General features: G+C 58.6%; 28 protein-coding genes. 16 read left to right on the forward strand and 12 right to left on the reverse strand.

Annotated features, from left to right (window positions below; genetic code table 11):
• The first annotated feature begins 79 nt into the window (after nucleotides 1–79).
• Together RIT73_RS01810 and RIT73_RS01815 are read left to right on the forward strand one after the other, a co-directional pair.
• Nucleotides 80–1,279, forward strand: a complete 1,200-nt coding sequence (locus RIT73_RS01810; protein ID WP_309130336.1) for an aminotransferase class I/II-fold pyridoxal phosphate-dependent enzyme — start codon at nucleotides 80–82, stop codon at nucleotides 1,277–1,279.
• Nucleotides 1,276–2,235: a D-glycerate dehydrogenase gene (locus tag RIT73_RS01815; RefSeq protein ID WP_309130337.1), complete on the forward strand. Its 960-nt coding sequence runs from the start codon at nucleotides 1,276–1,278 to the stop codon at nucleotides 2,233–2,235. The genes RIT73_RS01810 and RIT73_RS01815 overlap by 4 nt, the downstream gene beginning before the upstream one ends.
• Nucleotides 2,236–2,377: 142 nt before the next feature.
• Here RIT73_RS01815 and bioB read toward each other — a convergent pair whose 3' ends face one another.
• Nucleotides 2,378–3,460, reverse strand: coding sequence for a biotin synthase BioB (gene bioB / locus RIT73_RS01820; RefSeq protein ID WP_309130338.1), 1,083 nt, complete (start codon nucleotides 3,458–3,460; stop codon nucleotides 2,378–2,380).
• Between the two features lie 428 nt (nucleotides 3,461–3,888).
• Between bioB and RIT73_RS01825 the strand changes: the two genes are divergently transcribed.
• From RIT73_RS01825 to RIT73_RS01845, 5 genes are all read left to right on the forward strand, one after another.
• Nucleotides 3,889–4,209, forward strand: a complete 321-nt coding sequence (locus tag RIT73_RS01825; protein WP_309130339.1) for a helix-turn-helix domain-containing protein — start codon at nucleotides 3,889–3,891, stop codon at nucleotides 4,207–4,209.
• Nucleotides 4,210–4,219: 10 nt separating this feature from the next.
• Nucleotides 4,220–5,065 carry a hypothetical protein gene (locus RIT73_RS01830; RefSeq protein WP_309130340.1) on the forward strand — a complete coding sequence of 282 codons (846 nt, stop codon included), beginning with the start codon at nucleotides 4,220–4,222 and terminating at the stop codon, nucleotides 5,063–5,065.
• 367 nt (nucleotides 5,066–5,432) lie between these two features.
• Nucleotides 5,433–6,146, forward strand: coding sequence for a hypothetical protein (locus tag RIT73_RS01835; protein ID WP_309130341.1), 714 nt, complete (start codon nucleotides 5,433–5,435; stop codon nucleotides 6,144–6,146).
• Nucleotides 6,147–6,268: 122 nt separating this feature from the next.
• On the forward strand, nucleotides 6,269–8,047 hold the full coding sequence (locus RIT73_RS01840; RefSeq protein WP_309130342.1) for a site-specific DNA-methyltransferase: 1,779 nt from the start codon (nucleotides 6,269–6,271) through the stop codon (nucleotides 8,045–8,047).
• The gene (locus RIT73_RS01845; protein ID WP_309130343.1) at nucleotides 8,044–10,350 is read left to right on the forward strand and encodes a hypothetical protein; all 2,307 of its coding nucleotides are present in this window, start codon (nucleotides 8,044–8,046) and stop codon (nucleotides 10,348–10,350) included. Before RIT73_RS01840 ends, RIT73_RS01845 begins: the two co-directional genes overlap by 4 nt.
• A 634-nt stretch (nucleotides 10,351–10,984) precedes the next feature.
• Here RIT73_RS01845 and RIT73_RS01850 read toward each other — a convergent pair.
• Genes RIT73_RS01850 through RIT73_RS01860 form a run of 3 tightly spaced genes read right to left on the reverse strand, consistent with a single transcriptional unit; the run spans nucleotide 10,985 to nucleotide 13,377 of the window.
• Nucleotides 10,985–11,329, reverse strand: coding sequence for an Lsr2 family protein (locus tag RIT73_RS01850; RefSeq protein ID WP_309130344.1), 345 nt, complete (start codon nucleotides 11,327–11,329; stop codon nucleotides 10,985–10,987).
• Nucleotides 11,330–11,366: 37 nt separating this feature from the next.
• Complete coding sequence (locus RIT73_RS01855) at nucleotides 11,367–12,755, reverse strand: hypothetical protein (RefSeq protein WP_309130345.1); 1,389 nt, start codon at nucleotides 12,753–12,755, stop codon at nucleotides 11,367–11,369.
• On the reverse strand, nucleotides 12,748–13,377 hold the full coding sequence (locus RIT73_RS01860) for a hypothetical protein (protein ID WP_309130346.1): 630 nt from the start codon (nucleotides 13,375–13,377) through the stop codon (nucleotides 12,748–12,750). Before RIT73_RS01860 ends, RIT73_RS01855 begins: the two co-directional genes overlap by 8 nt.
• Nucleotides 13,378–13,586: 209 nt before the next feature.
• Between RIT73_RS01860 and RIT73_RS01865 the strand changes: the two genes are divergently transcribed.
• Nucleotides 13,587–13,724, forward strand: coding sequence for a hypothetical protein (locus tag RIT73_RS01865; RefSeq protein WP_309130347.1), 138 nt, complete (start codon nucleotides 13,587–13,589; stop codon nucleotides 13,722–13,724).
• Nucleotides 13,725–13,850: 126 nt separating this feature from the next.
• On the forward strand, nucleotides 13,851–14,177 hold the full coding sequence (locus RIT73_RS01870) for a hypothetical protein (RefSeq protein WP_309130348.1): 327 nt from the start codon (nucleotides 13,851–13,853) through the stop codon (nucleotides 14,175–14,177).
• On the opposite strand, the gene RIT73_RS01875 is transcribed toward RIT73_RS01870, so the two are convergent.
• From RIT73_RS01875 to RIT73_RS01905, 7 genes are all read right to left on the reverse strand, one after another.
• Nucleotides 14,178–14,399 carry a helix-turn-helix transcriptional regulator gene (locus RIT73_RS01875; RefSeq protein ID WP_309130349.1) on the reverse strand — a complete coding sequence of 74 codons (222 nt, stop codon included), beginning with the start codon at nucleotides 14,397–14,399 and terminating at the stop codon, nucleotides 14,178–14,180.
• A gap of 117 nt (nucleotides 14,400–14,516) precedes the next feature.
• The gene (locus RIT73_RS01880; RefSeq protein WP_309130350.1) at nucleotides 14,517–15,650 is read right to left on the reverse strand and encodes a hypothetical protein; all 1,134 of its coding nucleotides are present in this window, start codon (nucleotides 15,648–15,650) and stop codon (nucleotides 14,517–14,519) included.
• A 71-nt stretch (nucleotides 15,651–15,721) separates the two neighbouring features.
• Nucleotides 15,722–16,225 carry a GNAT family protein gene (locus RIT73_RS01885; protein ID WP_309130351.1) on the reverse strand — a complete coding sequence of 168 codons (504 nt, stop codon included), beginning with the start codon at nucleotides 16,223–16,225 and terminating at the stop codon, nucleotides 15,722–15,724.
• 638 nt (nucleotides 16,226–16,863) lie between these two features.
• Nucleotides 16,864–17,154 carry a GNAT family N-acetyltransferase gene (locus RIT73_RS17190; protein ID WP_375294960.1) on the reverse strand — a complete coding sequence of 97 codons (291 nt, stop codon included), beginning with the start codon at nucleotides 17,152–17,154 and terminating at the stop codon, nucleotides 16,864–16,866.
• Nucleotides 17,155–17,505: 351 nt separating this feature from the next.
• Nucleotides 17,506–18,681, reverse strand: a complete 1,176-nt coding sequence (locus RIT73_RS01895; RefSeq protein WP_309130353.1) for an NAD(P)-dependent oxidoreductase — start codon at nucleotides 18,679–18,681, stop codon at nucleotides 17,506–17,508.
• Between the two features lie 131 nt (nucleotides 18,682–18,812).
• Nucleotides 18,813–19,433: a hypothetical protein gene (locus RIT73_RS01900; protein WP_309130354.1), complete on the reverse strand. Its 621-nt coding sequence runs from the start codon at nucleotides 19,431–19,433 to the stop codon at nucleotides 18,813–18,815.
• A 279-nt stretch (nucleotides 19,434–19,712) separates the two neighbouring features.
• Nucleotides 19,713–20,528 carry a hypothetical protein gene (locus tag RIT73_RS01905; RefSeq protein WP_309130355.1) on the reverse strand — a complete coding sequence of 272 codons (816 nt, stop codon included), beginning with the start codon at nucleotides 20,526–20,528 and terminating at the stop codon, nucleotides 19,713–19,715.
• 18 nt (nucleotides 20,529–20,546) lie between these two features.
• Between RIT73_RS01905 and RIT73_RS01910 the strand changes: the two genes are divergently transcribed.
• A complete protein-coding gene (locus RIT73_RS01910; protein ID WP_309130356.1) occupies nucleotides 20,547–20,954 on the forward strand; it encodes a hypothetical protein in 408 nt (135 codons plus the stop codon).
• A 5-nt stretch (nucleotides 20,955–20,959) separates the two neighbouring features.
• On the opposite strand, the gene RIT73_RS01915 is transcribed toward RIT73_RS01910, so the two are convergent.
• Entirely contained in the window at nucleotides 20,960–21,229 is a 270-nt protein-coding gene (locus RIT73_RS01915) for a hypothetical protein (protein ID WP_309130357.1), read from the reverse strand.
• Between the two features lie 233 nt (nucleotides 21,230–21,462).
• On the opposite strand from RIT73_RS01915, the gene RIT73_RS01920 reads away from it, so the two are divergent.
• From RIT73_RS01920 to RIT73_RS01945, 6 genes are all read left to right on the forward strand, one after another.
• Nucleotides 21,463–22,149, forward strand: coding sequence for an MT-A70 family methyltransferase (locus tag RIT73_RS01920; RefSeq protein WP_309130358.1), 687 nt, complete (start codon nucleotides 21,463–21,465; stop codon nucleotides 22,147–22,149).
• A gap of 51 nt (nucleotides 22,150–22,200) precedes the next feature.
• Entirely contained in the window at nucleotides 22,201–22,356 is a 156-nt protein-coding gene (locus RIT73_RS01925; RefSeq protein ID WP_309130359.1) for a hypothetical protein, read from the forward strand.
• Nucleotides 22,357–22,599: 243 nt separating this feature from the next.
• Complete coding sequence (locus RIT73_RS01930; RefSeq protein WP_309130360.1) at nucleotides 22,600–24,762, forward strand: type IV secretion system DNA-binding domain-containing protein; 2,163 nt, start codon at nucleotides 22,600–22,602, stop codon at nucleotides 24,760–24,762.
• A gap of 187 nt (nucleotides 24,763–24,949) precedes the next feature.
• Nucleotides 24,950–25,792: a replication-relaxation family protein gene (locus RIT73_RS01935; RefSeq protein WP_309130361.1), complete on the forward strand. Its 843-nt coding sequence runs from the start codon at nucleotides 24,950–24,952 to the stop codon at nucleotides 25,790–25,792.
• Nucleotides 25,789–26,274 carry a hypothetical protein gene (locus RIT73_RS01940; protein ID WP_309130362.1) on the forward strand — a complete coding sequence of 162 codons (486 nt, stop codon included), beginning with the start codon at nucleotides 25,789–25,791 and terminating at the stop codon, nucleotides 26,272–26,274. Before RIT73_RS01935 ends, RIT73_RS01940 begins: the two co-directional genes overlap by 4 nt.
• 136 nt (nucleotides 26,275–26,410) lie before the next feature.
• Nucleotides 26,411–26,848, forward strand: a complete 438-nt coding sequence (locus RIT73_RS01945; protein WP_309130363.1) for a hypothetical protein — start codon at nucleotides 26,411–26,413, stop codon at nucleotides 26,846–26,848.
• The last annotated feature ends 103 nt before the right edge of the window (nucleotides 26,849–26,951 follow it).

Consider the following 26,951-nt stretch of genomic DNA (forward strand, 5'->3'; position numbering starts at 1 on the left):
TGATCTCGCACTTCCTGATATATCAACCGTATACTAGACTCGCACTGCACAGTTAGATCTCGACGAGGAGTGGACCATCATGCAACAACTCGCGCAAAGGCTCGACCGATTGGGCACGGAGACTGCCTTCAGCGTCGCCCAAGCCGCAGCCGCCTGGAAGGCGAAGGGGAACACCGTGTACCCCTTCCACCTCGGCGACATCAACATTCCGACAGCCCCGAACATCGTTGAGGCCATGAACAAGGCGATCGCCGACGGCTACACCGGGTACTGCCCGGGGCCCGGCATTCCTCAGCTGCGCGAGGCGCTCGCCGAGGACATCGGTTCACAGCGCGGGATTGAGCTGTCCCCGGACAACGTCATCGTGATGACCGGCGGCAAGCCCGTGATCACGAAGTTCCTCCAGGCGGTCATGAACCCCGGGCAGGAAGTGCTCTACCCCAACCCCGGCTTCCCGATCTACGAATCGCAGATCGAATACCTCGGCGGAACCGCCGTTCCCTACCGGTACCTCCCCACCGATGCCGGCTTCGCGATCGACCTCGACCAGGTTCGTGCGTCGATCACCCCGAACACGGTCGCCATCATCTACAACGACCTGCAGAATCCGATCTCGGCCGAATCGACCGATGCCGAGCGCGCGGCGATCGCGCAGATCGCCGAGGAGCACGATCTCTGGGTGCTCTCCGACGAGGCCTACTTCGAGACCCGCTACGAGGGCGTCTCGAAGTCGATCGCCTCGCTCCCGGGAATGCTGGAGCGAACCGTCATCCTCTACACGTTCAGCAAGAAGTTCGCGATGACCGGTTCCCGCCTGGGCTGCGCGGTCGCTCCGACCGAGCTCGCCGGGGTGTTCAGCACTCTCAACACCAACGACGAATCGTGCACCACGCACTACGTGCAGTGGGCAGGCGTCGAGGCGCTGCGCGGCACTCAGGAGCCGGTCGCCCAGATGCTCGATGTCCTCCGTGATCGCCGCGACGCCGCCTGTGAGGCCGTCAATTCCATCGCGGGCATGAGCGTTGCCGTGCCGCAGTCGACGTTCTACCTGTTCCCCGACGTCACCGAGGCGATGGAGCGAATGGGCTACACCGAGGTGGGTGAATTCGCTTCCGCAGCCCTCTACGCCACCGGAGTGTCCTTCTGCACCCGTGAGCACTTCGGCCGCCGCCAGCCCGGCGAGGATCGTCAGTACATCCGGCTCGCCTACTCAGGCATCGGCTCCGATGACATCCGCGAGGGCCTCGGCCGTCTGCGCGAATGGGTGGAGTCCGCATGAGCCGGGTCGTCGTCACGGGACGGATTCCCGACGCCGCGCTGGAAAAACTCCGCGCCGAGCACGACGTCGATGCCTGGGATGGCACAGAGTCGATCAGCCGTGAGGAGCTGCTGCGTCGAGTCGCCGGCGCTGAGGCGATCGTCAGTCTGCTCACCGAACGCATCGACGGGGAACTGCTCGACGCCGCCGGACCGCAGTTGAAGGTCGTCGCGAACGTGGCCGTCGGCTATGACAACATCGACGTTCCGGCCTGCACCGACCATGGTGTCACGGCCACGAACACCCCCGGTGTGCTCACCGACGCCACCGCCGACATCGCGCTCAGCCTCATCCTCATGGCGACTCGACGCCTCGGCGAGGGCGAGCGGATCATCCGATCCGGCGAGAGCTGGAAGTGGGGCATGTTCTTCCTGCTCGGCAGTTCGCTGCAGGGCAAGACCCTCGGCATCGTCGGGATGGGCGGAATCGGGCAGGCCACGGCACGTCGGGCGAAGGCCTTCGGGATGGAGGTCGTCTACCAGTCACGCAGCGAGATCGACCCCCAGATCGCCGGCGAGCTGGGAGCACGCCGAGTCGACCTCGACGAACTGCTGGCGATCTCCGACGTGGTGTCGCTGCACTGCCCCTACGGGCCGGCGACTCACCACCTCATCGGTGCCGAGCAGCTCGAGGCGATGAAGACCTCCGCCTACCTCGTCAACACGGCGCGTGGACCGATCGTCGACGAAGCTGCTCTGGCGAACGCTCTGCGTGAAGGTGTCATCGCCGGGGCCGGCCTCGATGTGTTCGAGAAGGAGCCTCAGGTGCATCCCGAGCTGCTCGTCCTCGACAACGTGGTCCTCGTCCCCCACCTGGGCTCGGCGACCGTGGAGACGCGCACCGCAATGGCGGTCCTCGCCGCCGACAACGCGCTCGCAGTCCTCGCCGGAGAACAGCCGCCGACACCGATCGGCTGACGACTCCGATCAGCTGATGGCGTGGGCTCCGCCAGGCGCGGGTCCCACGCCGAGGTGATCGGCCCTTGGCTCTGCGCACCGCACGGTTTCGCCCCCGACACTCACGTGAGTGTCGGGGGCGAAACCGCTCAAGGTCGGAATCTCAGGCGTTCGCCGCCATCGTCGTGCCGGGGCCACGCTGACGAATCGCCGGAGGCACTGCCGCGTCCAAGGTGGCGGACCGGAGCTCTCCGTCCTCGGCGACCGGCTCATGGCCGAGCACGGAGAAGCCGTTGTCGCGGATCAAGGCCAGGTCATCTTCTGCTGCCTGACCTTCCGCCGTGAGGTAGTCGCCGAGGAAGATCGAATTCGCCAGGTGGAGCGCCTGGGCCTGCATCGATCGCAGATGGATCTCACGACCCCCGGCAAGGCGAACTTCCTTGTCGGGGCAGGCGAACCGGACCAGGGCCACAGCTTTGAGACAGTCGGCTGGGGTGAGGTTCCACTGGCCCTCCATCGGGGTCCCGTCGAAGGGAACGAGGAAGTTGATCGGAATCGACTCGGAATCGAGCTCTCTCAGCGCGAACACCGCCTCGACCATCTGCTCGGGGCTCTCCCCCACGCCGATGAGCAGTCCGCTGCATGGGGACAAACCCGCGTCCTTGGCCTTGGCAATGGTCGCGGTGCGGTCGGCATAGGTGTGCGTGGTGACAATCGCTTCGTGGTGGGATTCTGCAGTGTTGATGTTGTGATTGTACGCATCGGCCCCGGCTTCCCTGAGACGATCAGCCTGACCGTCCTTGAGGATGCCCAGACATGCGCACACCTCGACCTCGGGATGGTCGGTCTTGAGCCCGTTGACGATGTCAGTGACGCGATCGATGTCTCGCCGACCCGGGCCCCGACCGCTCGCGACCAGGCATACACGCGAAGCCCCGCCGTTGATCCCGACTACGGCCTGATCGATCGCCTCGTCGGTCTTCAACCACGAGTACTTGAGTATCGAAGCGCTCGAACCCAATGCCTGTGAGCAGTAATTGCAGTTCTCCGGGCATAGCCCGGACTTGAGATTGACGAGGTAGTTGAGCTTGACGCTCATCCCGAAATGCCGCCGCCGGATGCGCGCACCGGCGCTGACCAAATCCGGCAGCTCAGCCATTGTGGCCTGAAGGATGGACAGTCCTTCGTCAGCCGTGAGCCGATGGCCATTGAGGACATCATCTGCCAAGTCATCGAAATCGATCATCGTCTGCCTGTCTCCTGTCGTGAAAGTGCTTCGAGCTGTCCAGACGACACTCTCCTGAACAGTGTTCAGGAGTCTATCAACAGGGGAGAGCGGCGGTCAGGGAGGGGTCTCGACACACCCTTCGTCGAAGGGCGCCTGTATGCTCCGATTCGGCCCGACGGTGAAGCCGTCGAGCGCACCGATGCGCCAGAAGTCATCGCGAGGGGAAAGTCCTCAAGCCCTCGTGGGCCGGGATACCGGGGTGACGGAAAAGGCTCGAACGCCTGCCGACGATTCGTCCGGCTGGCGTTCGAGCCTGATGCGTGGTGGGCATCTCCTCCTCCCACTCGAAGAAATGGGAGACTCTAGCCAGGTACCTACAAGCCGTGAGCTTAAACGAGGCCCCGGCCGCGGCGAAACCTACCAGGCCGCGTCCGAAATCGATCCGCATGTTCACCGAGCCCGAGCTGGACCAGCTTGAGGCGCGCTACCGAGAAGGTGCGAGTGTTTATGCCTTAGCGAAAGAGTTTCACTGTCACCGAGAGACGGTCGCGAACAAGTTGAAAGCTCGAGGCGTGGAGATGCGCGGGAACAAGACGACGCCGGCGCAGGTGGCTACGATGCTCAAGCTAGCTGAGGCTGGTTGGTCCAAGGCGGAAATCGCCGAGAACGTGGGTGTGGCGGAGAAGACGGTGGCGCAGTACCTTCGGCAAGCAGGCCTCACATTCGCCCGCAAGTCCATCAGTGACTTTCACACTGTCGGGCAGTGATACTTGCACCATGAACGAGGAAGATTTTCAGAACGAGATCGACCGTCTCGACGAGCTTCATGGTCTAACAATGGCCTACTTCGGGCATCTCTCGTCAATGAGATCGGCAGCGGGATGCGCTCCAGACAGTGAGATCGCCGGACATTTTGAAGAATACCCGGATTCACAAGAGCATCTGAATCCGTCATACCTGGCATGGAGAGCTATCGCCAGCGCAAGCGAGCACGCCGGTTTCGCCGAACATATGCGCTACGTTACGTCAGGAGGCGTCGTAAACCGGCCCCATGCTTCTCTCGCTCGCGTAACATTTCTTGGTGCGTCGAAGGCCTTATACGTGCTTGAGCCTGACCATCCTGAAGAACGGAGGGTTAGGGCGGCCAAGCTGGCCAACCAGGAAGCCAAAGACGCGCAAAGCATGCTCGAAGTATGGGGCACTCAAACCGAAGTCCCAGCTGGCTTTCTCGGCGACCTCGAACGCCAGACCGCCCAACTTGCTTCTTCAGCTGCAAAGATTCTCGTTGATGCAGGAATGAAGGAGAGGACTACTGTCAACGACATATCGATGATCAAGGCAGTTGCGCCTTTGGTCGCATCTCATCTCGAGGAAGCAGAAGCACGTGCCCTGATGTTCTGGAATAGATCTTCCGGCATCTCTCACGCCAGAGCGTGGACCTGGACTACACCTTTTGGCGTTCTCCCCCAGTTTGACTTTCTCGAAACTTGGTCATGTCCGGTGACGCTACTTGCTAGAGCTTGGGAGCTATGGAACCTCCGCCGGGGCGCTCCTCAGTTCCCACACTATCCTCCTGATGATTGGCAACCCGACCGCTCTCGCTGGGGCGACCCACCACAATAGGACAGATCATATTCCGACGATGCTCAGTGTAGCTTTGGTCGATCTTTCCGCCGCCGACGTGTGTAAAACATCGATGTCCTAAGCCGGCACCACAGCGGCGAGCATATCCCCCAATAAGATTCGAGACGGGATAGCACCGCCGATTCCATTTCGACTACCGGGAGTTCCAACTTCAACCACTCGGCGGGGACGCTGAGGGAAAGTTGGAACGCGGATCTCTGGAATGAGGTCAGCAAGCTCGTGAGCAAGAAGCAGTCGTGACCTAACCTCTCCAAGTACGGCACATCGAGTTGCCGACTCAGTCATGTCCGCGCTCCATGCGATCATGAACTAATGAGTAGATTCCTAAGGATCGAAGAACCTAGAGATGCTTGACTCGATCAGTCAAATGTGGAGCTTTGCGGCTCCAGCCATACTCGCGACCGCTCCCCTACTAGGCTCTATCGCCGTCGGCATCGTCGTGGGGCGCATGTCGCATCGCTGGAGTACGGATGCAACCTGGCTGCAAGGTGAGTATGAGCGTCGCCTGACATTCTATGAGGAAGCCAGTCACGCAGTTCAGGCGCTGTTCCTGGCCGTCCCAACCCTGTTGCGGGAGATGTCCAGTCAATACGATGAAAATGGCAACAGGAGGCCCCTAACTGAGCCCTACTCTGACGGGCTTGTCCACTCGTTCAAACTCATGGAGAACATGGATGCCTACGATGAGATCCGAGTTGCGAACGAGAAGTGGGTAGCGGTAAAAATACGCTGCTACTACTTTGCGCCTAGCGTCACAACTCCGGCCGTTGAGTTCCTTCACCAGGCGTGGCACGACCTTATGGACGAGATATCCAATCCGGAATCGACGTGGGACCAGGTTCTGCATCTATCTGAACTAGTTAGCTTATACTCCAGTCTCCTCGGGTTCACCTTGAACCGCGATGCGCTAGATCTCAAGAAGATCGCAGTCAAGGCCCTTCCTTACCGGCAACGTCGAGCGGAACTTCGGGGCATCCGGGATACATCGCGATCCCTGGAGAGCAGCATTCGCGAGTGCCTCGCTGAACTAGAAGGGCTGCTTGCACCTCAAGAGTCGTGATCCAGCAAAGCATGCTAGCGATCACGCATCAGTCCAGTTGAGATGAGGCACCACGCCCGAAAGTAAACACAGCCATACACCGGCAGCCTCTCGTGTCAGATGCCCCTGGCATAATCTGGAGCATGAGTGAACAGGATTGGCCGGACCTCGAGTCCGTACGCGAAGAAGCAGGACTGCACCTCCATTGGCAGGGGCGTCGATCCTACAAGTCCCTTGTACCTGCCCCACGCGTGCTGGAACGGCATGATGAGCTCTCCTTCCAGCCCGACCACGGCGATCACCTCGTCATCGAGGGCGACAACCTGCAGGTAATGGTATCGCTCAGGTCGCAGTACTCGGAGTCTTTCGATGTCGTCTATATCGATCCTCCGTATAATCGTGGCGGCAACGACTTCCGCTACAGCGATGCGCGGTTCCAAGACCCCGACGCGGACGGCAGCGACGCTGTCTACGTATCCAATGTCGATGGCGGTCGACACACTAAGTGGTTGAACTACATGGCCCCGCGCCTAGTGGCAATGAAGTCATTGATGGCCGAGAACGGTGTCATATTTGTTTCCATCAACGACATCGAATTGGGCCGATTGTTGATGCTCATGGACGAGATCTTTGACGAAAAGAACCGCATCGGTGTCATCACCTGGCGTGGATCGGCGGACAACAACCCCTCCCGGATTCAGATCGAGCATGAGTACATCGTTTGTTACGCCAAAAACCTCGCGCATGTGCCAAGAGTTTGGTCGACCCCGGCGGATGAGATGCGCGATGTTCTCCTTGAGCGATACGAAGAGCTTGTGGCATCCGGCTTCGAGGGTGCGGAACTTACGAAGGAATGGGCCTCTTTGGTTCGGGCCAATGGACGAGATTCGCTCGGTCGTCTCGCGCGTTACACCCATCTTGATGAGCACGGCCCCTACCAGGTGGCGTACCGAGTCCACAACCCAAAGAAGGGCGGCTATCGGTACGGCGTCACAAAGAAGGGTGTGGTGGATAGTCCGACAGCGCGAGGAACGTACCGGATGCCCGCGAACGGCTACCGATTTCCGCCACAAACTATGCAACGGTACATCGATGAGGGCCTCGTGGTGTTTCCAAAACGGATTGACCAGATCGTTCAGATGAAGGATTACCTCAAGGACTTCCGTGGCACCTTGCGGAGTGTCATCGATCTGGATGCCCGGTCAGGGAGCTACCGCCTTAAGCAGCTCTTTGGCGAAGGGTTTGACGGTTTTCGCTACGCAAAGCCGGTTGAGCTGATCGAGATGCTGGTAGGTGCTGCCGGTTCGAAGGATGCTCTGGTGCTCGACGCCTTTGCTGGCACTGGCACTACCGGCGACTCCGTATTGCAGTTGAACCACCGAGACGGCGGCCGGAGGCGTTTCGTCCTCATCGAGGAAGGCACCGCTGAGGACCCGTATGCACGCACCCTAGTGGCACCGCGTCTGCGGGCGGCGATAGAGATTGACGGCTTCGACTCGGGCTTCAGTTTCCTCACGGCAGGAGCGCAGCTCGACCGAGAAGCGATTCTCAGCTTGGAGAAGGACAAAATCAAAGCGGTCATTTGCCAGACTGATCGCTCCGGGACGCGTGCGGGCATCAGACGCATCGATGGTAGAAAATGGGTAATCGGCGCGAATCAGCGGGGCGAAGCCCTCGCGCTTGTATGGCGAGGGGTAACTAGCAGTCAGGTGAACGCGGAAGTGATCAATGAAGCGCTCCTCGAAGCCAAGGATCTCGGTCTCAAGACTCCGATCCGCATCTACGGTACAACCTGCAACATCAGCGAGACTCGCTCGTTTGTCTTCTGCCAAATCCCTGATGAGATCCTTGCTGCGCTGCAAATTGAGGATTTTGAACCCGACGAAGTTGCATCCACTCTTGAGGAGGTGGCTGTTCCGTGAGCGCTCCACTCCGGTTGTTCGAGTTCCAGGAGGCCGCTGCGAACCAAATCGCGGAGGCGGCTTCGGATTGGGTCCAGTACTACGCCGAAGACGGACCGCTCTACTTCGGAAAAACTCCGATCCCCTTCATCGGCCATCTGAAGGCCGTAACCGGTGCAGGCAAAACGCCAATTCTTACCAAGATCGTGAACGATCTCAGTCCGGCGATCGTGTTATGGACTTCTAAATCGAGCGCGGTAGCCGACCAGACCTATCGAAACCTCAACGGCAAATACGCTCACCTCCTGCCGCCTAACACAAGGGTGGTGCGGGAGCGACCGAGCAAGTCGGAGTGGGAAGACCTAATCGATTCGACCTCCGGACTGACAATTTGGGTCACCACAGTCGGTTCGTGGAACGAGGCAGAGTTCGCGGGTTCTGAAGGGAGCGAGACTGCTCGGCTCAACATGCATCGTCCGCATAAGGATTGGGGCGGCGAGCATTCGCCTTGGGATCAGCTCCGGTCGTCTCTGCAGCGACCGTTATGGATCGTCTATGACGAGAGCCACAACCAGACGGTGACTCAGCTCGAGCAGCTGATCGGCCTCCGTCCTATTGGCTTCTTGCTCGCATCCGCTACGCCGCCCAGTGGCGGTCAGTTTGACAGCTTTGCGGAGGTCGTAAGCAATGACGAACGCGCCAGCGAGATCGCATCGCGAGGGCGACATCAGGTTCAGACACGGGACGTTGTCGAGAACCAGCTACTCAAGCACACGATCATGGTGGAGAACTATGATTCTGACCCGGATCAGCTGCTCGACGCTACCGTTGGACTACACAAAGAGCTCACGGAGGCGGCTCTCGCTGAAGGAGCGCAGCTCACTCCGAAGGCGCTCTATATTGTCGAGCGGTCCAACCCTACGAAGGATGAAATCATCTCTCGTCCCGTGGCAATTTGGGAGCACCTCCGTGCTCGCGGAGTGCCCCCTGAGGAGATTGCGATCTACACGCAAACCCGGGTGGTGCCGGAGGATGCTGTTCGTGTGTCTTCCCTGGCGGAACTGCAGCCGCATCATACGCATATCATCTGCAATCGCGCTCTCCAGGAAGGATGGGACGACCCCGAAGCATACATCGAATACTTCGATGATGAATCGAACTCGTATGTTCGCATTGCCCAGGTGATCGGACGAGCCCTTCGCCAGCCGGGAGCGCGGCACTACGATGACGACCGCCTAAACACCTCGACGCTGTTCGTTCGTGTTCCCAACCGCACGTTTGAGGGCATCGTCGAAGGGCTTAAGGCGGAATTGGCGCTATATGCACTCGACGAGTCCAACCCTGCAGCGAACCCCTCAATTCGACTCAAGACACGGAAACAACCTCTGCCAGATGTGCCAGTGAAGAGCAATCTCGAGGGACAGATCTCTCTTCCTCAGTACCAGCTGGGCGAGGCTGAGCTGGAAGACGAGAAGAAAAAGGTCGAGGCCATGTCTCGGCAACTCTTCGCCGAGGAAGATTTGCTGGCAAAGGGGCGTAAGAGCGTCCAGAAGATTTCGCTTCGAGGTGAGGATGACGCGACGCGGTATGAGCAGATCGCCGCGAGCATGCGGAGGAAGAACGGCGAATACTTGAGGCGGCGCGTGCAGATGCGTAGCCGGCACTGCGCACATCTCCTCGAACCAGAGATCTTCACCGGTCCTGCGTTCGACCAGTGGTCGTGCTCGGGTTCAACTGCGCAGCTCATGCTGTCTGAGCGCGCCGATGACATCGTGGAAGCCTTCGAGGCGACAGTTGAACTTGTGCCGAACCAGATTCATGGAGAGGAGACATGGCGGCCATCATCACACACGCCGACTGTTGATAAGTACTACTCTTTCGAGAACGCAGTCCATGCAAAGTACGCGCAGAACCAGTTCAACGGTGAAGAATTAGAGTTCGCTAAAGCACTTGACTCTGCCGGACGCGGTGTCTGGATGCGTAACCCTACCCGTGGGGATGGCTACGGGATCCAACTGCCAGTCAAGGTTGGGTCTTCGACGACCTTTTACCCAGACTTTCTTTGGTGGGTTGATAACGTTTGTATTGCCATTGATCCGACAGGGAAGCACATTCTGGAAGAGAAAGTTCGTGGCAAGCTCTTGACGATCGACAATCCGAGGATCGCGCTATTGACCAAAGGCAAAGCGTCAAGTGACTTTGGGTCCTTGGCAGACACCGATGGTTACACTGTTGTGCGCCCACGCAAGACGCGGGCCGCAGCGCCAGAGTATGTGGGCACTCTTGCAGACGCGTTGAACCGGTTGGCTCCTCACTCTAGTTGAGCAGGCACCACCATGGTTAGCCAATCGAACTGCCCAGGGCACCTTCCTGACAACTTGCGATTCATCGGTTGCGCGATACTAGTAGATGAGCAGAGCTAGTTTTGAACTCGCGTCTTTCGGATAACTTCTTTGACACCCCAGACAGTGCGTCCAAGTATGCTGGCGCGTTCCGCGATGGAGAGATCGGTCCGCTTGCAGGCGAACTCGATGTCGTACTGACTCCACGGTTGCCACTGGTTCGGTGCCATGGGGCGCTCCCTTCCAGGAATCGGCGAGACTTCCCACTCGCGAAACCAGCTCCTGAGAGTTGAGACTTCTACCCCGATTGCTGCGGCAATGTTCGCGATGCTCTCGCCGGCTTCCCGACGCCGGGTACCTTCTGGACGTAACCGCGCCTTGTCTTCTTTCGTCGTATACGGCTTAGGCGGCGCCAATGGGCTGATTCCTCGCCTCCAGCGGGCATAGCACCGGGCGCAAACACCTCGTGCGACCGCGTCTCGGTCACACCAGACGACAGCACACACGTTCATTGCAGAAATCCCTCAATAGGTGCTGGTAGTCCTTCGCGATGTACAGGGCCTTGAAAGCATGAGACCCTCCTCGATCGGAAAGCGCACTGCGGCGGAATCAGATACTATTTGGTGCCAGAGGCTTCGTACGCTTCCACGATCTCCGCGGGAATACGACCGCGATCACCGAGCTGGTAGCCATTGGCCTGAGCCCATTTGCGAATCTTGGTAGTGTTGCGCTTCGATGCCGATCCGCTCGATCTCGAGCCTCCGCGTCGCCCGCTTCCTCCAGAGTCAGCCACGCGCCGTGCCCGTTCAACGTACGGAGCGAACGTTTCGCGCAGCTTTTCAGCGTTTTCGCTCGATAGTTCCAGCTCGTACGTTCCCTGATCGATACTGAAACGTACAGTTTCGCTTGCTTCGGACCCGTCAAGGTCATCGGTTAGTACAAGGCGCATTTCTCTGGCCATGACTGCTCTCTTCTACTTTAAAGACAATTACCCAGGATTACCACGACACAACATCGATCGGATCTTCTACTTCAGCCTTCGGCACTAAATCCGCCAGCTTCCTCTGGTCATCTTCCGTTTCCAACAGGAACGGGACGCCTGTGCTCGCAAACTCAAGCAACGTAAACTTCGAACTAGATCGTCCTCTCGCTATAGCGTTTTCAAACGTGCATTTCATTGGAGTGCGGTATATGTTCTTGGCCACTTCGACAGACACTATTTCAAACTCTTTCCCCAGGGTTTTGTCAACTCCCTGAAGATACTCATCGAAAATGTTCTCGTCGGTGTTCGTTGAGTAGGTGACACGTTTTTCTTCGTTGCCCATATTTACAGCCGATACGTGCACCTCTATATCCTCGGCCACCGTTCTCACCTGGTCCAAGCTTGGTGAAATAGAAACTTCCCGGTCGGGCAGATCTGCCTGCGCGAAATCACTAAACAGAACGGACTTCTGCTCCAAATCGAGACGAAGACCATAATCTTCCAAAGACCAGTGGAGATCATCGTCTCGTGAAGAATCGACTTCGGGCGGCTCTATAACTTTACAGACCCTCGCTTTGATAGATTCCCAAGAAAAGCGCATAAGTTGCTCGAGGTTGTGTGACCTTCCGCGCACCTCGGAACTCAGTAACTTTTCCATGGTAATGTTTCCAGAAATCGAGTTCCAGAATTTATCGTCCTCAAATCCTTCCATGCTGAGTAGTTGCGTCAGACTGCTCGAATCAATCTTTGCAGTCGCGGCCACCGGTACTGGAAATTCGTCCCAGCGGCCCCCACCGGCCAACCACATAGCCTGCATGAGCCCAGTTATAGAATTCAACATGGGCGTGTCTAGCAAGGAGGTTGCGAGGTCGATCGCCTCCTCGATTCCTGCGCTTTGAGCAGTCCCAGCTTGGCGAACTCCGGTGGAAATCGTAGTAATAGAGCTGCGCGCCTTTTCGCTTGATATGTACCCTCGACCGCCGGTCAGGACTGCATGACTGACCATCGGTGCAAACGGCGTGTCATAATCGTCAGGGTCTAAGGTGGCTACCGCCTGCAGGGGTGTAACCAGAATTCGGCTCTGACGAGCTGCAGCATCCAAAGCTTCATCGTCGCGGTCGGACGTGTCGACAGTATTGAGCGGTATCATCATCGAGGTCGATTCGGGGATGAAAGATAGATCCTCTTTGAGATACTCCGGATTAGAATCGGCGCGCAGGAAGACATGTCGCGACTGCCCTGAACCGCCCCACTCGAGAACAATGTCGGGCGAATAGGTATTATTAAAGTAGCTGGTTTTTCGCGCTCTAACTCCCTTATCCGTAGATTCTATCTGGCGGCACACCTCTTCTTTGATCTGGTTGTCGGATAATTCCGCGAGGTTCCCATTGACCACTTTAATCACCTTTGATTATTCTTTGCTGGGCAATCAGCGCCCTATCCTCTACGGATGCTACAAGCTCTTCCTGTTTATCCGCGAGAACGATCAACCAGACTGAATCCACTAATCGCTGAATAGTATATGCGTCTATACTGTCGAGTACGTCCTGATCCGTTGCGGCGGCGTGAGAAGGAAACACTTTATCGGCGTGTTTTATAATGGCCTTCTGCGCCGCATCGATACTGATCTGCTCTTTCCAGGTGGTGGCCCGAAACGGAGACCATGTAATATAGAAAAAATGCTCGTACATTCGTTGGCCAAACTGGCTAATATGAGCATACGATTGCGCCAAGAACTTGTCGTAATGGGCGCCCTGGTCAGAACCGGTTTCGTACATTTTCACTTCGGCAACAAAGTGGGTCTGGTGGAACGGCTCGCCATAAAGAACGCCCCCAAGATCGTACGAATAACTGTGCTTGTTATCCGGCCAGTCGAACGAGAGACGGTTTGCCCCGACTGGATCTTTGATCGTGTACGACGAGACCACCCTCGTGGTCGCCTCCAGCCACTGCTTGGCTCGCCGAACTCCGTCTTCACCCTTCATCGGGCTCGCATCTCCCGGGATGGGCGGGTCAACCATGCTCATGACCCCAACTATACATATGGTCTGTTGATCCATTTGAGTAATGCAGTTTTCGGGTTATGCGTCGTCCGGCCAGCAACTCCGTGGGTGCTGAAGTTTGGCACCAAATCGAGCTCCTAGACCCCGACAGGCGTGTCTAACGCGACTCCGAAGCTGGAGGCCTTCGCCAGTGGAACACCGTCGGAACATGGGCTGCTACAGTCGACGACCAGATGAACGGTCATGTGGAGGAAGACATCTCCTGCACAGACATCGAACTTCCGACCAAGCTGAAAGATGGCTTCATCGGCACTTATTCCTCCTGTTCCGCCTGGCTTGGTGGTTTCGCTCAGTACATCATCCAGCACTGACTTGACTTTCCTACTTCGATTCCTCATCCGGCTTCGTTGATCAAGGAGTACTAATCTCACATGTCGAAGGCAGGCGCGTCGTTTCGATGCCCTGTACCCGATGCGAGAAGGGGAACCGGAGTACCCATGCCCGATATGGATCCTTTGGGACCCCCGCTGTGCCCTTCCTGGTGCAACGTCGACCACCAAGTCTCCTTCTGGTCGGACGAATTGCATCTGAGCGAGGTACTCACAGTGCCAGGTCTGGTGCTGGAAAAGGATCGGGCGGACGACGGTTCATTGCACCGGCGGCCAGCCGACCGGACTCTCAACGTCTGTCTCTATCAGCACCCCGAAGACCAACAACCGTGGATCTCGTTCGGCACCGAAGAAGAGCTTGGGATGGAACTGTCGCTCGAGACAGCGGAACGATTTGCGGAGGCTCTAGCGAAGCTCATCAATAGAGCGCGGTAGTCACTTTGATATGTCGCGCAGAAGCTCCAGAGGATCCTGCCCAATTCGCCCAGCCAGCCGCTCCACCGACTTCAGCGTCAGGTTCCGCTCGCCGCGTTCGACGCCGCCCATGTAGGTGCGGTGGACACCGAGCACCTCGGCGAAGTCCTCTTGGCTCAAGTTCTTGGATAGGCGGTAGCGTCGGAGGTTCTCTCCGAACGTCTTCTGCAGGTCGCCTTCCACACGTTGAAGCTTTTCAATCTGCTACTTGAAGGTCTACAGACTTATGAGTAGCATCGACCTACTACGGATGAGAGGAGCGCGTGATGAGCGGCGGAGATTGATATAGAAGCGTAGTACCTAGGCTGCCTCGCGTGCTTCGGCATCGCGGGGCAGTTCGGATTCAAGCGTCCAGGTGAAGGCGAATCCAGTCTTGGGCATTAGCCATCCGGTCGCGTCGACGCCGACTTCCTTGCCAGCTCCACCAGGAGGAGTACGCGTCAGCCTAATTGGGCGGTTCGTGCTCACCGTGTCACTGACGTGCATGTTGGCGATCGACGTGTTGGTGTAATCGAGGCTCAACGAGACCCCGCGACTCGGCTGACGAAGTTCGAAGTAGAGCCGGTGGCCCCACATCGGAGTCACGGTGCGGAACACCTGGCGAAGACGAACCGGCTCTCCACCGTCTCGGCGGCCGCCAAGGTCGACGCTATAAGTCTGGCCGCTTTTCCTTGCCGACCGCCGAATCTTGAGAGGCTGCCCGTCGACACTGAACTCGAGGAGTTCGTAGGATTCCCTACTGCTGGCGTCCATCCCAGGGCGAGGAGTCATGAACCATGCTTGTGTCGCCGGCGCGTCGTCGCGCACCTCGTTGTACTCGCTCCGATCGGAGACGCACATGAAGCGTCGCACTTTCGAGGATGGGATCGTCGTGTACTCCCATTCCACCGTAACGTCGAACCGAGGAGTACCCGAGGTACTCCTCTCAGGTATACCTGAGAGCCGGATGCGGACTTCCACGTCGTACCATCGCTCGGCGGAACGGATCGCTTGGTCGCGAATATCTTCGTAGAGTTCTCGGGCGAACTGATCGTCGCCCAGCCGCAAGCTCAAGGCGTTGGAGGCCAGGTCGTCCAGTAGCTTTGGACTCGCTACACGCTCGAGCTTCTCGGGGCTTGCGGAGAACGCCTCAAGGACTGAGTCGACGTAGGTCGGGATCATTTCCTCTTGCTCTTCACGGTAGATCGCTCGATTTGCCTTGTCTCTCGCGCGGCCGGCGAAGAAGTCAGTGACCAGACCAAACGCGCCCGCTACGAGGAGCAACTCGGCAATCCAATGCAGACTGGCAAGCAGCAACTGGTTGACCTGCATCGTGTCTTCCAGCCAATCCACGAACACGGAAAGAACGACACTGGCCAATGCGAATGAGACTCCGACGAGGGTCAATCTCAGTCGATAGATTTGGGCAGAGGGAAGTTCTTTGCGCTTGCTCATTGCTGCCCTGATTATAGCAAAGCTGCAGGTCAGCGCCTATATCTAATGTGATGCAACAGGCCTGCCGGCCATCATTCCTTGAGGAGCGCGAGGACGTGCATATCTCGCCGTTTGCCGCCTTCAAAGTAGCGCTGGCGCAGTGTTCCCTCATGCATGAACCCGAGGCGCCGGAAGAGCCCCAGAGAGGCGTCGTTGCCCTCGTTGATCCACGCTTCGATTCGTTCGAGTCCGAGGTGGTCGAAGGCCCAGTTGATCATGAAGGTCGCACCTTCTCGACCATACCCGCTCCGGCGATCGCCAGGATCCCAGATGCAGACACCAACGCTACACACACGGTTGCGCCAGTCGATGCCGTGGAGCGAGCATTCACCCACCAGCCGATCGTTGTCGACGAGCACGAAATTGTATTCGGTAACTGGTTGTGGTCCAGAGGTGCTGGCGATCTTGCGCCGTAGCTCGGCCGAGCTACGCGGCCGCCAATACGGTGAACCGTAAGGCGCAAGCTCTTTCCAGTCCGCACAAGCGGAGATGATGTCTGGAATGTGCTCCTCACTCAGCGCGCGAAGCATCACCATGGTCGACCACCTCCAGCTCGCCATCCAACGAAGATGCTACTCATATGTATGTAGACTTACAAGTAGCAATCTGGCGCCCATACTTCTGTTGGACGATGGTTACGCCATTCCACAGCCGGGACGCTTTAAACTGCTCGGACACCCTCTACTGGGAAGGGCCACATGGGACTCTGGGCAAACGTTGTAACGATCGCGGTAGCACTCATAGCGGCTGGGGCCAGCATCGTCGGTGCGGTAGTCGCGTATCGTGCCGCCTCCCGCGCTGCTGGGTCCTCGGAGAAGATCGCGTCCGAGGGACACGGCGTCGCCGCGATTGATCGCCAGGCGGATCAACTCGCCACGGCGTTCGACAAGTTCATTGAGTCCTTTGCAGATGCTCGGGATACCAGTAAGCAGCTGCAAGTCTGCGCCCGAATCGATCAGCTTGCGGCATGTACTGCATCAACTCGAGAACTCGAAAGGGCCTGCGACCAGTTGATTGATGCAATATTAGTCCAGACCGCGATGACTACCGTGCATAGCGTTTTCGGGCCACCGACGTTCCGGCCTCAGATTCGAGCGGTATCGAACGAGTACCGCGAAGCTCAGAGATCGCTCGCAACAAAACGCGACGCGGCTCTCTCCAAGAAGCCATAGCCTTATGCGCGATGGTGGCAAGCGACGCCCTGGCGGCCATCACCAACGCGGCGAGCTGGACGGCAGTTGCATCGGAAGCACGGGGGCTCGTCAATTTTGTACCTCCCTATCCGTTCGAGCTCGAGGCGGTCGAACGCCCAATCGAACATGAAAGTCGCGCCTTCACGACCATATCCGATCCGGCGAACGCTTAGACCCCAGATACAGGCGCCGATGTTGGCCACTCGATTCCGCCAGCCGATACCGTGGAGTGAGCATCCGCCTATCAGCAGCCCGCCGTCGATGACGACCAAGTTGTACTCGGTAGAAGGTTGCGGGCCGGATGTACCGGCAATCTTTCGTCTGAGTTCGGCGCAGCTGCGGAAATGCCACTATGGTGACCCAAAGGGTGCCACCTCTTCCCAGTTTGAACTTGCTTCCAGGACCACGGCAGATGCTGGAACCTTAGGTGGACAAAAACCACGACAAGGGGTTATCCGCCGCTCGAATAGGCGACAAAAGATCACGAATCGCAACGGGTAGGAGCAGAAACTTACCGACATTCCCGGAACGCCTTGAATCGTCTATCAAAAATGTGGACACAAAGGTAGCTTTCGAAGGAAACGCATTTCCGTCGAAATCATTTTCAAACTAGAGTCTTTAATTCAGTCGTCAAGAAAATGTTCGTTCCATATGTTTGCTATCGAAAGGCGATCCGCCTTGCACACCTCCTGGACGAGTTCTGAGCAAGGGAAAGAATTCTCGGAGATTCGCTTGACGGCAATAAGCTTCTCACCTTCAATCAGTTGAATTGCGGGACCAATCACAGCACCATGCGCAAAGTTCGCAGCTCGACCGTCATTGGCCAACAAGAAGTGCTTTCCATTATCACCTTCGTATCGCACCACAAGCTTGTGTTCTTCCACGCGTTCCGAATCGTCACCCTCCTGAGGGAAACCATATACCGGCTCGTACTTTTCAAGTGGATTATCGCGCCCGAACTCGTCGTCGCCAGAGGTGACAAGCGCGACCAGTGATCCATTTCGCAAGGAGTAGAGCGCATGTGCATCAAGCGCATGGCAACCTGTGGCCGATATTACTAGGTCAGACCGTCGCAATGCTTCGTCGAGCCTTCGGAACACTTGAAACCCGCGAGCCGCCGCCTCGGCCATCGCAATTGGAGAGGTATCATGAACAACAGTGGACACGCCTCGCCCGCGCAAAACTTCGGCCACGCCACTTCCAACCCGCCCGTAACCAATCAAACACGCTTTTCTGGTTTGTAGGATCTGAGACTGGTCTCGAAGAATAGCTTCCACTGAATATACAATGCTCGCACCAACCAAATAGTCTTCTGGGAGTTTAAGCGGGCTTCTGGCGACCGTGACCACTGGTACTGGGAGCTCTTCCAGTTCCTCGTACTTCTGAACGCCATTCTCGGTACCCTCCATGACGCCAAGGAAGAGATTCCCAAACTCCTCCTTCAAATCGCTGAGCAGAGGACAAAAGTATCCTCCGATGTCAACAACGATAAAAGAAGAGCCTGGGGTGACACTGTCCTTAATTAACTGGACTCCACTTTTCGGATTCTCCAGCCAGTCGCGGCTAAGTTTACCTTCATTATATTCATAACTGCGAATTACACGAGCCGATTCAGAATTTTCGGAACTAGGCTTAGGAAGTAAAAGGGCGACTCGGCCAAGGGAGTTTAGCGCAGGTAAAAAGTGTTCCGAATTCGAGACCAAATGAGCAACCGCGATAATCTCCACCTCTTGGTTGGATCCCAAGAATGTGTTGATTTGCGAAAAGTATGCTTCAATTCGCCGGGCCTCCAGGTCCACGATTCTTTCCTTCCCCTGACCGCCGCACCTCGACCGAGGCGCCAATATGCACGCAATGCCTTTAGGTATCGAATCCGTCTAGCTTGATCATAATCTGCACCTCCTTTCTCATTTTATGATAGCATATAAATTTAATGATCCCATTGCAGTCTGTATCTGTTCCCGGGCTTAGGGTTGTCGATTGAGTAGGTGTAACTGACCCATCGGCGCGGGTCTGGTACATGTTCTGGCGGCTCAGAGTCCACCTGTGCTACGAGGTCTGCAGAAGAGTCATCCGCGTTTGGGAGCCATACTCTTTGAAGAACACGGCCCCTTATTATTTCTTTTGGCACGACTGCCCGCAATACGATTTTTTCGCAGCCATCTTTCGCGACATGACCAAGATGGGATGGACTCTTGGGATTTACACTAATCAAGAATGTCTCAAACTCAATTTCTTCAGTCTCGTCAGGCAGTATAATCCTTCCTAGGTCGACGACTGCGAAACGCCCTCCCGATGTACTCTCAACCACCGGCCTCAGCAGTTTATGCCTTCGAGTTCCGTTCACATCTCTGCCCGACTTTACAATCGGAGGTTTTTCAACTCCACCCGAGCTGCTCCAGTAGTATTGGCGAATGTAGAAACGCTGCGGCTTGACGGCGCGAAGCAGAATTTTCAGTCCAGATTTAATCGTCATAGATTTCGCATCGAGGACTGTATAACTGCTCTCAACAACTTCTTCTTTGAAAGATGAGTCGAGGTAGATAGTCATTTATTCAACTTTCATCCGGCGTGGATTGATAACTGCCTCGCCTGAAAGGCCAACTACTCGACACCGATATAACGCCGAGGTTTCGGTCCTTCGTCTACTGCTCGTTTGTTCATGACGGTAGCATAGACAGTGCTCTATGTCACTCATTGTTAGCCTCGGCGCGAATCACATATGTCTGCGGCTGTCCGGCCCGATGAACACTGCCGGTGAGACGATCATCGGTACTGGGTATGAAACGTCGTCCTGCTTCCACCGGCGTTCACTGCCGACGTTGGCATTTCATCGTGGTCGAGTTCGTCCGCCCACCCAGATCGCATCGTCTCCTTCCAGCGCCTCAATTTCGGTTGGTAACTCCTTGCGCCACCATTCCAGTGAGACTTCAATGGCTCGCTGCCGGAAGGTTCGCAATCGGGTGAAGATCCTCGGGTCAGCCGTCCACGAGCCGAGCTGCCATACGGGCCAGACCGGCATCTCCCACACCACTCGCAGCGTCGCCATCGGCTCGGCGAACCCAACCTCAGTCTTCAGTGGCGACTCTGGCAGGATGATCCGCCGTGTAAAGCGAGTGCCGTCGTCCGGGTTCTGGTGGAGGTGGAAATCGACCTCTTCTGTCTTTCCATCCAGAGTGATCACGGGAGCGCGCCAGGATTCGTAGCCCAAGTTGAAATCGAGGAACGGTTGAAACGCTGCGCCTGATTGGAAGATCGAGACGAACGCCCACGGACGCGAGTTCTCGTGATGGTCACGGATCATCATCACCAGCGTCTTGATTCCCCGCTCTGAGCGCCGCCACGCCGTAGAGATATCGCATACAAACTGCTCGGCATAGCGGTCGCGCCGACGGTTCACCGACGAGAGCCCAACACCCCACCCGGACATATAAAAGAAGGCTCCCACATCGGTCTCGGGATCGTGGCCGTGCTGATCGTAATAGCGCTCCATTGTGTCGAATGCGCGTGACGGTATCCCTTCGCCGAGCGCATCTGTGAGAGTGTCCAGCCCCGTCATCCTCTCGATCGACGGTTCGCCTTCACCACGACGAAAGATCCGTAGATCCTTCTTCAATTGATCCGCGATCGGGTCGATAGGTGCCATGATGCCAATTTTGTGCCAATGACGGCGCAACTGCCGCTGTTTGACGATGGAATTGCAGAAATCGTGATCCGCACCCCGGACCGTCACCCGGAGGCACGGGCATCAACAGAAGGAATCTTCACCGTGAACGACCTCATCCGCTCCACCTCGACCAGCACCGGCTCGGCACTGTCGAAGCTTGGCGGCAACGGCCTCGCCCGCCAAACTCGCCGAGACATTGACGCCATCGACGCGCAAGCCGAAGTCGATCTCGCTCGAGAATCCGCTCGCGCGTTTCTGACCTCGACGGCGATGAGCAACACCAGCGCACTGGTTGCTCAGGCCAAGCACCACCTTCAGACGGACCCTGAAGCTGCCCCATACCTGGAGCCGCTGGTGCGCGCCTACGCTCAGGGAGCTGCTTCGCAAATCCAGCGATGGGGGTGACCATGTCAATCGGGCTCGTTGTTCTCGTGGTCATCGGTGTAATCGTCGCTGCCGTAATCATCGTCGATATTCTCCTCCGCCCAGACGAGTACGCGGAATGTGTGCACATCAACATGGACAGCCTGTTCCACGCGCGGCGTGAGCGTCGGCGAAAGGTGGTTCGTGCCCGTGAGGACCGTCGCCAGGCGAGAGACGCTCTCCGGCTCAAGCGCGCGTTGGACCGGGAGGCTTTCCGTGCGTCGCAGGCGATGCGAGACATTATCCGCGACCGCCACTCCCACTGACAGAGATGCAAGAACCGCACCCTACGCGCCGACTGTAGCCATTTCCACATCATCAGCTCGCACGACAGCGTTTCGGCATCTCGACTGAGATTCTCGCCTGTCGCATCGGCCTCTGGTCGGCGCGGGGTGGGTCTTCTCAAGCTGCCCAGTTTCGTGCGTAATAGGGCGCAAGACCGAGCCGTGAGTTGCTCGGCGGCCTCCGGCCAGAAAGGAACCCATCATCCATGAACAGCACATCACCAGCATCAACGGCGGCTCGCACCGCGCCGCACCGACCACCGACGCCGCAACCGGGCACCTACAAAGTACTGCTGGCGGATCCGCCCTGGAGTCCAGAGCAGCACGGCAAGCTCGGCGCAGAGTCGCACTACCAGCTCATGTCCAACCAGCGCATTCTCGATATGGGCAAAGCTATCCGGGAGATCAGCGCCGAGAATTCCTTTTGCTTCTTGTGGGTCACCACCGCGACCGTCGAACTCGGCTTCGATGTCCTGCGCGCCTGGGGCTTCGAGTACAAGTCATTTTATGTGTGGATCAAGCCGCGCATGAGCTTGGGTAACACGTTCAGGAACGCCGGCGAGCTACTTCTCCTCGGTACCCGAGGCAAAGGCACCAAAGTTTCGTTCAAGGGACAGCCCAATTGGGGTATGCATCCGCTCCAGGAGCACAGTCACAAACCCGAAGAAGTTCACCAGATCATTGAGCGCCTGGTAGGCAGCGACGGCAACTTCCTCGAACTGTTTGCACGTCGACCGGCACCGACGGCGAAGCACTGGGATGTGTGGGGCGATGAACTTGAGCACCCTGATATTTCGCTCGCGAAGTGGGGCTACCGGAGCCCTGCCGACCACCGGCCGCCTCAGTCACCCCCGGAAGAGCCGGGAATCACTGCTGCGGAGGTGCGGCAATGAGAGGAGCCAAGCATGCCCGAGATTGGGAAGAGTTCCTGGATGAGCCGGATAATGAGCGGCAGTCTCAAGCTGCTCGTCGCCGTCATCGCGCTCGTGCTCGCAATCGAGTACCTGAAGACGATCTGGCCATACCTGCTGGCCGCCGCCGTGATCATCACCGTCATCAGCGTCGTGGTCTGGTGGATTCGCCGGAGAAACACCTGGTGACCACCGCCCGCTATCGACGTCGAAAGAGGTGTCCCTAATGGCGGGGCGCAAGAAGGAGATCCGGCACGGGCGCGCCGCCTCGCAGCGCTTCCGCCTGGTCCCGGTGTTCAAAAAGGACATCGACCGACAAGCCCTTGCCAGAGCCCTACTGCTCCTGGCCGAGCACCACACCCGGCAAGGAGCCACTCCGACTACTTCAGCGCCAAACGCCGGCCCAGACGAGACCCGAGAGGAGGACAAATCGTGAACACAAAGAGTACTCACACCTGGCAGTGGCACCAGCTCGCCTGGGACGATGCGCTGACGCCCGGCATGGCTGCCGCCGTGCTGGAGCGATTGGCAACGGCACCCGAACTCGGCACCATCGTGTTGGAGCTGCGGGCACGAAAGTCCGGCATCCGCTGGCTGGTCGGCACCACGCCGCCGCACGCACGCGACTTGGCCGGCCTCCTCACCCAACTCCTCCCGGCGCGCGTGACGACGCCTCGCGCGGCTCGTCGTCCCGTCACGGTCGCGGCGAAGCTCGCACGGGCTGGCACTCCTGGCGTCATTGCCGAGGACCGGCTACTTGCTGCCACCCGAGCCCTCTATGCGGGGTTTACGCGACTCGCCGAGGGCGAAGAGCTCGTTCTCCAAGTCCTGCTCGGCAAGCGGCTGAATCCCAGAGCGACCGAGCAGCCACCGTCCTGGAGCGATCTCATCCTCGGCCACCACATGTCGAAACCGCTATCAGCAGGAACGGCAGCTGCACGGGCGCGTAGTCACCAGCACGGTTTCACGACGACGATCCGGCTGGCCGCGGTCACCGAGAAGGACGACCCCGCTCGAGCGCGGTTCATGCTGACGCAGACGTTCGGGGCGCTGCGTGTCCTGGAAACGCAGACGTCTCGCTTCCGCTTGAGCCCGTTCAGCACCGACAAGGTCGACCGCGCCACTCGGCCCCTCGTCTGGCCGTTGCGGATGCCGAGCAGCGACGTGGCCGGCTTTACCGGCTGGCCGATCGGTGACCCACCCTTGCCCATGCTCGGCTCGCTTCATCCGAAGCAGCTACCGCCACCACCGAACCTGGTGGCGACGGACAGGGGTATCGGGAGGGCAGCTGCGCCTGGCCACGAACACGTCAAAGTCGGCATTCCGATCAGAGATGCGCTGTTCCACACTCACCTGCTCGGCCCCACCGGCTCGGGGAAGTCGAGTGTGCTGCTCAATCTCTTCGCTGCCGACGTCCGGGCCGGACGAAGCGCCATCCTGCTTGATCCCAAAGGCGATCTCGCTTCGGATGCCCTCACTGTCATTCCAGAGAACCGGCAGGCCGATGTCATCGTCGTCGATCCCACGAACCCGTGCCCGGTCGGCTTCAATCCGCTGGCGCCGACGGGAACAGCACCGGAGATCACCGCCGACGGTTTGCTCGCGACCTTTCAGTCGCTGTTTGCCGAGAACTGGGGTATTCGGACACAGGATGTGCTGACAGCGAGCCTGATCACGTTGGCGAGAACTCCCGGCGCGAACCTCCTCTGGTTGCCGCCGTTGCTGACGAATCCCGTGTTCCGGCGTAAGGTGCTTGCCCATAACGACCCGCTCGGCGTTGACGCGTTCTGGCACCAGTACGAGCAGATGAAGCCCGATCGGCAAGTGCAGGAGATCGGCCCGGTACTCAACAAGTTCCGGCAACTGGTGCTCCGCCCGCACCTGCGCGCCGTGCTCGGTCAATCTGTCCCGGCGTTTGGGTTCGAGGAGCTGTTTACGAAGCGGCGCATCGTCATCGTCAACCTCAACAAGGCATTGCTCGGCCACGACGCGGCCCGTCTGCTTGGTAGCCTCATCCTCGGCCAGGTCTGGCACCTGCTCCTTGCCCGGCAGCGCCTACCGAAAGAGCGCCGCCACGTGGTCGGCATCTACATCGACGAGGTGCATGACTTCCTGGCGGGGATCCCCGGCGATCTCTCGGATGCTCTTGCTCAGGCTCGGTCGCTCGGTGGTGCTTTCCATCTGGCTCACCAGTACCGGGCGCAGTTGACTGAACAGATGGCGTCGGCGATCGAGACGAACACCCGGAACAAGATCGTCTTCGGCCTCGGCGGCACCGACGCCTCCTATATGGCCAAGCACGCCGAGGGGCTCGACAAGGCTGACTTCCAACTCCTGCCTGCCTACCACGCCTATGCCCAGCTCATGCACCACGGACGGCAGACCGGCTGGATGCAGATCGCCACAGCACCACCACCGAATGCGATCTCCGATCCCGCCGACGTATATGCAGCCAGCCACCACCGCTTTGGCGTGAGCGCGGTGGACACCGACGCTACGATCCTCGACCTCATTCAGCCACCGAATCATCCGACGGTGGCTGAGGGTGAGAGCGAGACAGCAATGCCGATTCGGGTCGGACGGAGGCGCACATGAGAACCCGAAGTCAGTTGAGCCCAGGACTTCTGGGGAGACGATTCGGTCGACGACTCACTCCGCCGAACAACCAGACTTTCGAGCCTGTGTCCGGGACGAACGTCAATCAGCGTGCGGTGACTGACCCCCTTATCAGGGGTCACCATCCACAGGGCGCGGAGGTCCGAGAACGAGGAGGAGGTAGGTCTTGAAGCCGACGTCCAGGAAGCCGGTGCTGGAGCAGTTGCACCCGACCGACCAAGCGATGCTAGCCCTGCTCTCTCAGCACCGCTTCGCGACGACCAAACAACTCGCCCGGCTGGCGGCTCAGTCGTATGCCTCCCCAGCGTCGGCGCTGCGACAGGCAAGTCGTCACCTCAAACGTCTGACCGAGCAGCACCTCGTGCTCCGGCTCGAGCGGCGGGTGGGCGGCTGGCAAGCCGGATCGGCGCCAGGCATCTGGACGCTGACTACCTCCGGGGCGCGACTCGTTCATGCCTCACCCGGCCAGCGCCGCCCGAGCGCCTTGTCAACGACGTTCATCGACCACCTGCTGGCGATCACGGAAACGCGCGTGACGCTGACGGAGATCACCCGAACCAGTGGCAGTGAAGTGTCCAGGCTGGAGCTAGAGCCCGACTGTTGGCGCACGTATCTCGACGCATATGGGGCGCAAGCCGTTCTCAAGCCCGACCTGTTCGTCGAGATCACCGGACAGGAGTTCACCGATAGTTACTTCGTCGAAGTTGACCGCGAAACCGAGAACCCTGCCCGGGTCCTGAACAAGTGCCACCAGTACGTTGAGCACTACCGAGCGCAGGCCGGCTCGGAGGAGGTGTATCCGGCGGTGCTGTGGGTCGTGCCGACCGAGTACCGCTGCCTCCAGCTCAACCGGTACCTGCGCGCGGATCCACGGCTGCCCGGCGGACTGTTCACCGTCACAACGATCGCGCAACTACCCGACGTCATCGCTGCCGGACCGGTACCCACCTCGGTCGTGACGTCATCTACTCAACAAACTGACCTCACTGTGAAAGGAGGACACCCATGAACGAAAACAATCACTTCGATAGCTACACCGAACTTCACCCGCGCGATCCCGACGACGAACCTGCCGACCTGGAGGCAGACCGCCACGCAGAGCTCTCATCCGGACACGAGGCCGATATCCTCATCGAGCGGACCGTCGATCAGGCACCACTACGACGAGTTGCTCGCCGCGTTCGAGATGGATATGAAAAGTTCGGCGTGCCCTTCGCCGCATTTCTCTGGCTCGAAGACACCAGCTTCACTGACTCGCGACTGCTCGACCAATTCGAAGTCGTCTACGCTTCGTCAGTGCGGTCGCTCGACGAGGCCATCAATAGCGAACTCGAAGGCTTGGGCTGGGACGAGGCACTCCGCGAATTTCGCACCCGCCACGGCGTCGAGCCCGAGTACCTCGACTGGAACTACGCCGAACTCGGAGCACTCATCCATCAGTTGTACGACGTCGTCGAGCTCGACGGCTGGCTCCACCTGTTCTACCGATAGCCACACTTTGCACACCTTCCCCCAGATGACTGGCACGCCACGTGCCCTCACAGACCGGGTGATCCACCGACAGCCCAACGTGGCTGACGGACACCCCGGGTAACAGTGATCAACCTCAGGAAGGAGGGACAAGACAATGAACACCAACCATCCCGCACACCATCACCGGCATGGCAGCAGCACCTCGCTCGGCAGAGCAGCCACTCGGCTGAACACCGAGCACCGGCGACTGCTGGGACGGCGCAACCAATTCCGCGACGGCATGAACCGCCACGGCGAAGCGTTTGCGGCCTTCATCCTCGGTACAGACGTGCTCGAGAGGAGCCCTGGCGATCTGCTCTGCGCATTCGCCCAGGCTCACCACGGGAGTTTCACGTGCCGGGCCGAAGCCGAAGAATCACTCGCTCATCGGTTCGGCTGGACGGACTGGCTGGGCCAGCTGCGCGGCGACGAGCGCGTGTCCAGTGTCGCGTCGCTCCTGACGCTGGATGAGACTGCCGTCCGGAATCGGCTCGAGCGGATCGTCGTGTTCGTGGATACACCGCATGCCCCCTATTTGCCAGGATTGTTGTGAGACAGTTCCTGGCAAATAGGGCGGGGTAGGAGGTACGGCATCATGCTCGCTGCTCAACCCGGAATCACCCCGACAGGGCGTCGCTCGTTCAATAATGATTACC

The sequence above is a fragment of the Brevibacterium sp. genome (assembly GCF_031179145.1).
In the GTDB taxonomy this organism is placed as follows: Bacteria; Actinomycetota; Actinomycetes; order Actinomycetales; family Brevibacteriaceae; genus Brevibacterium.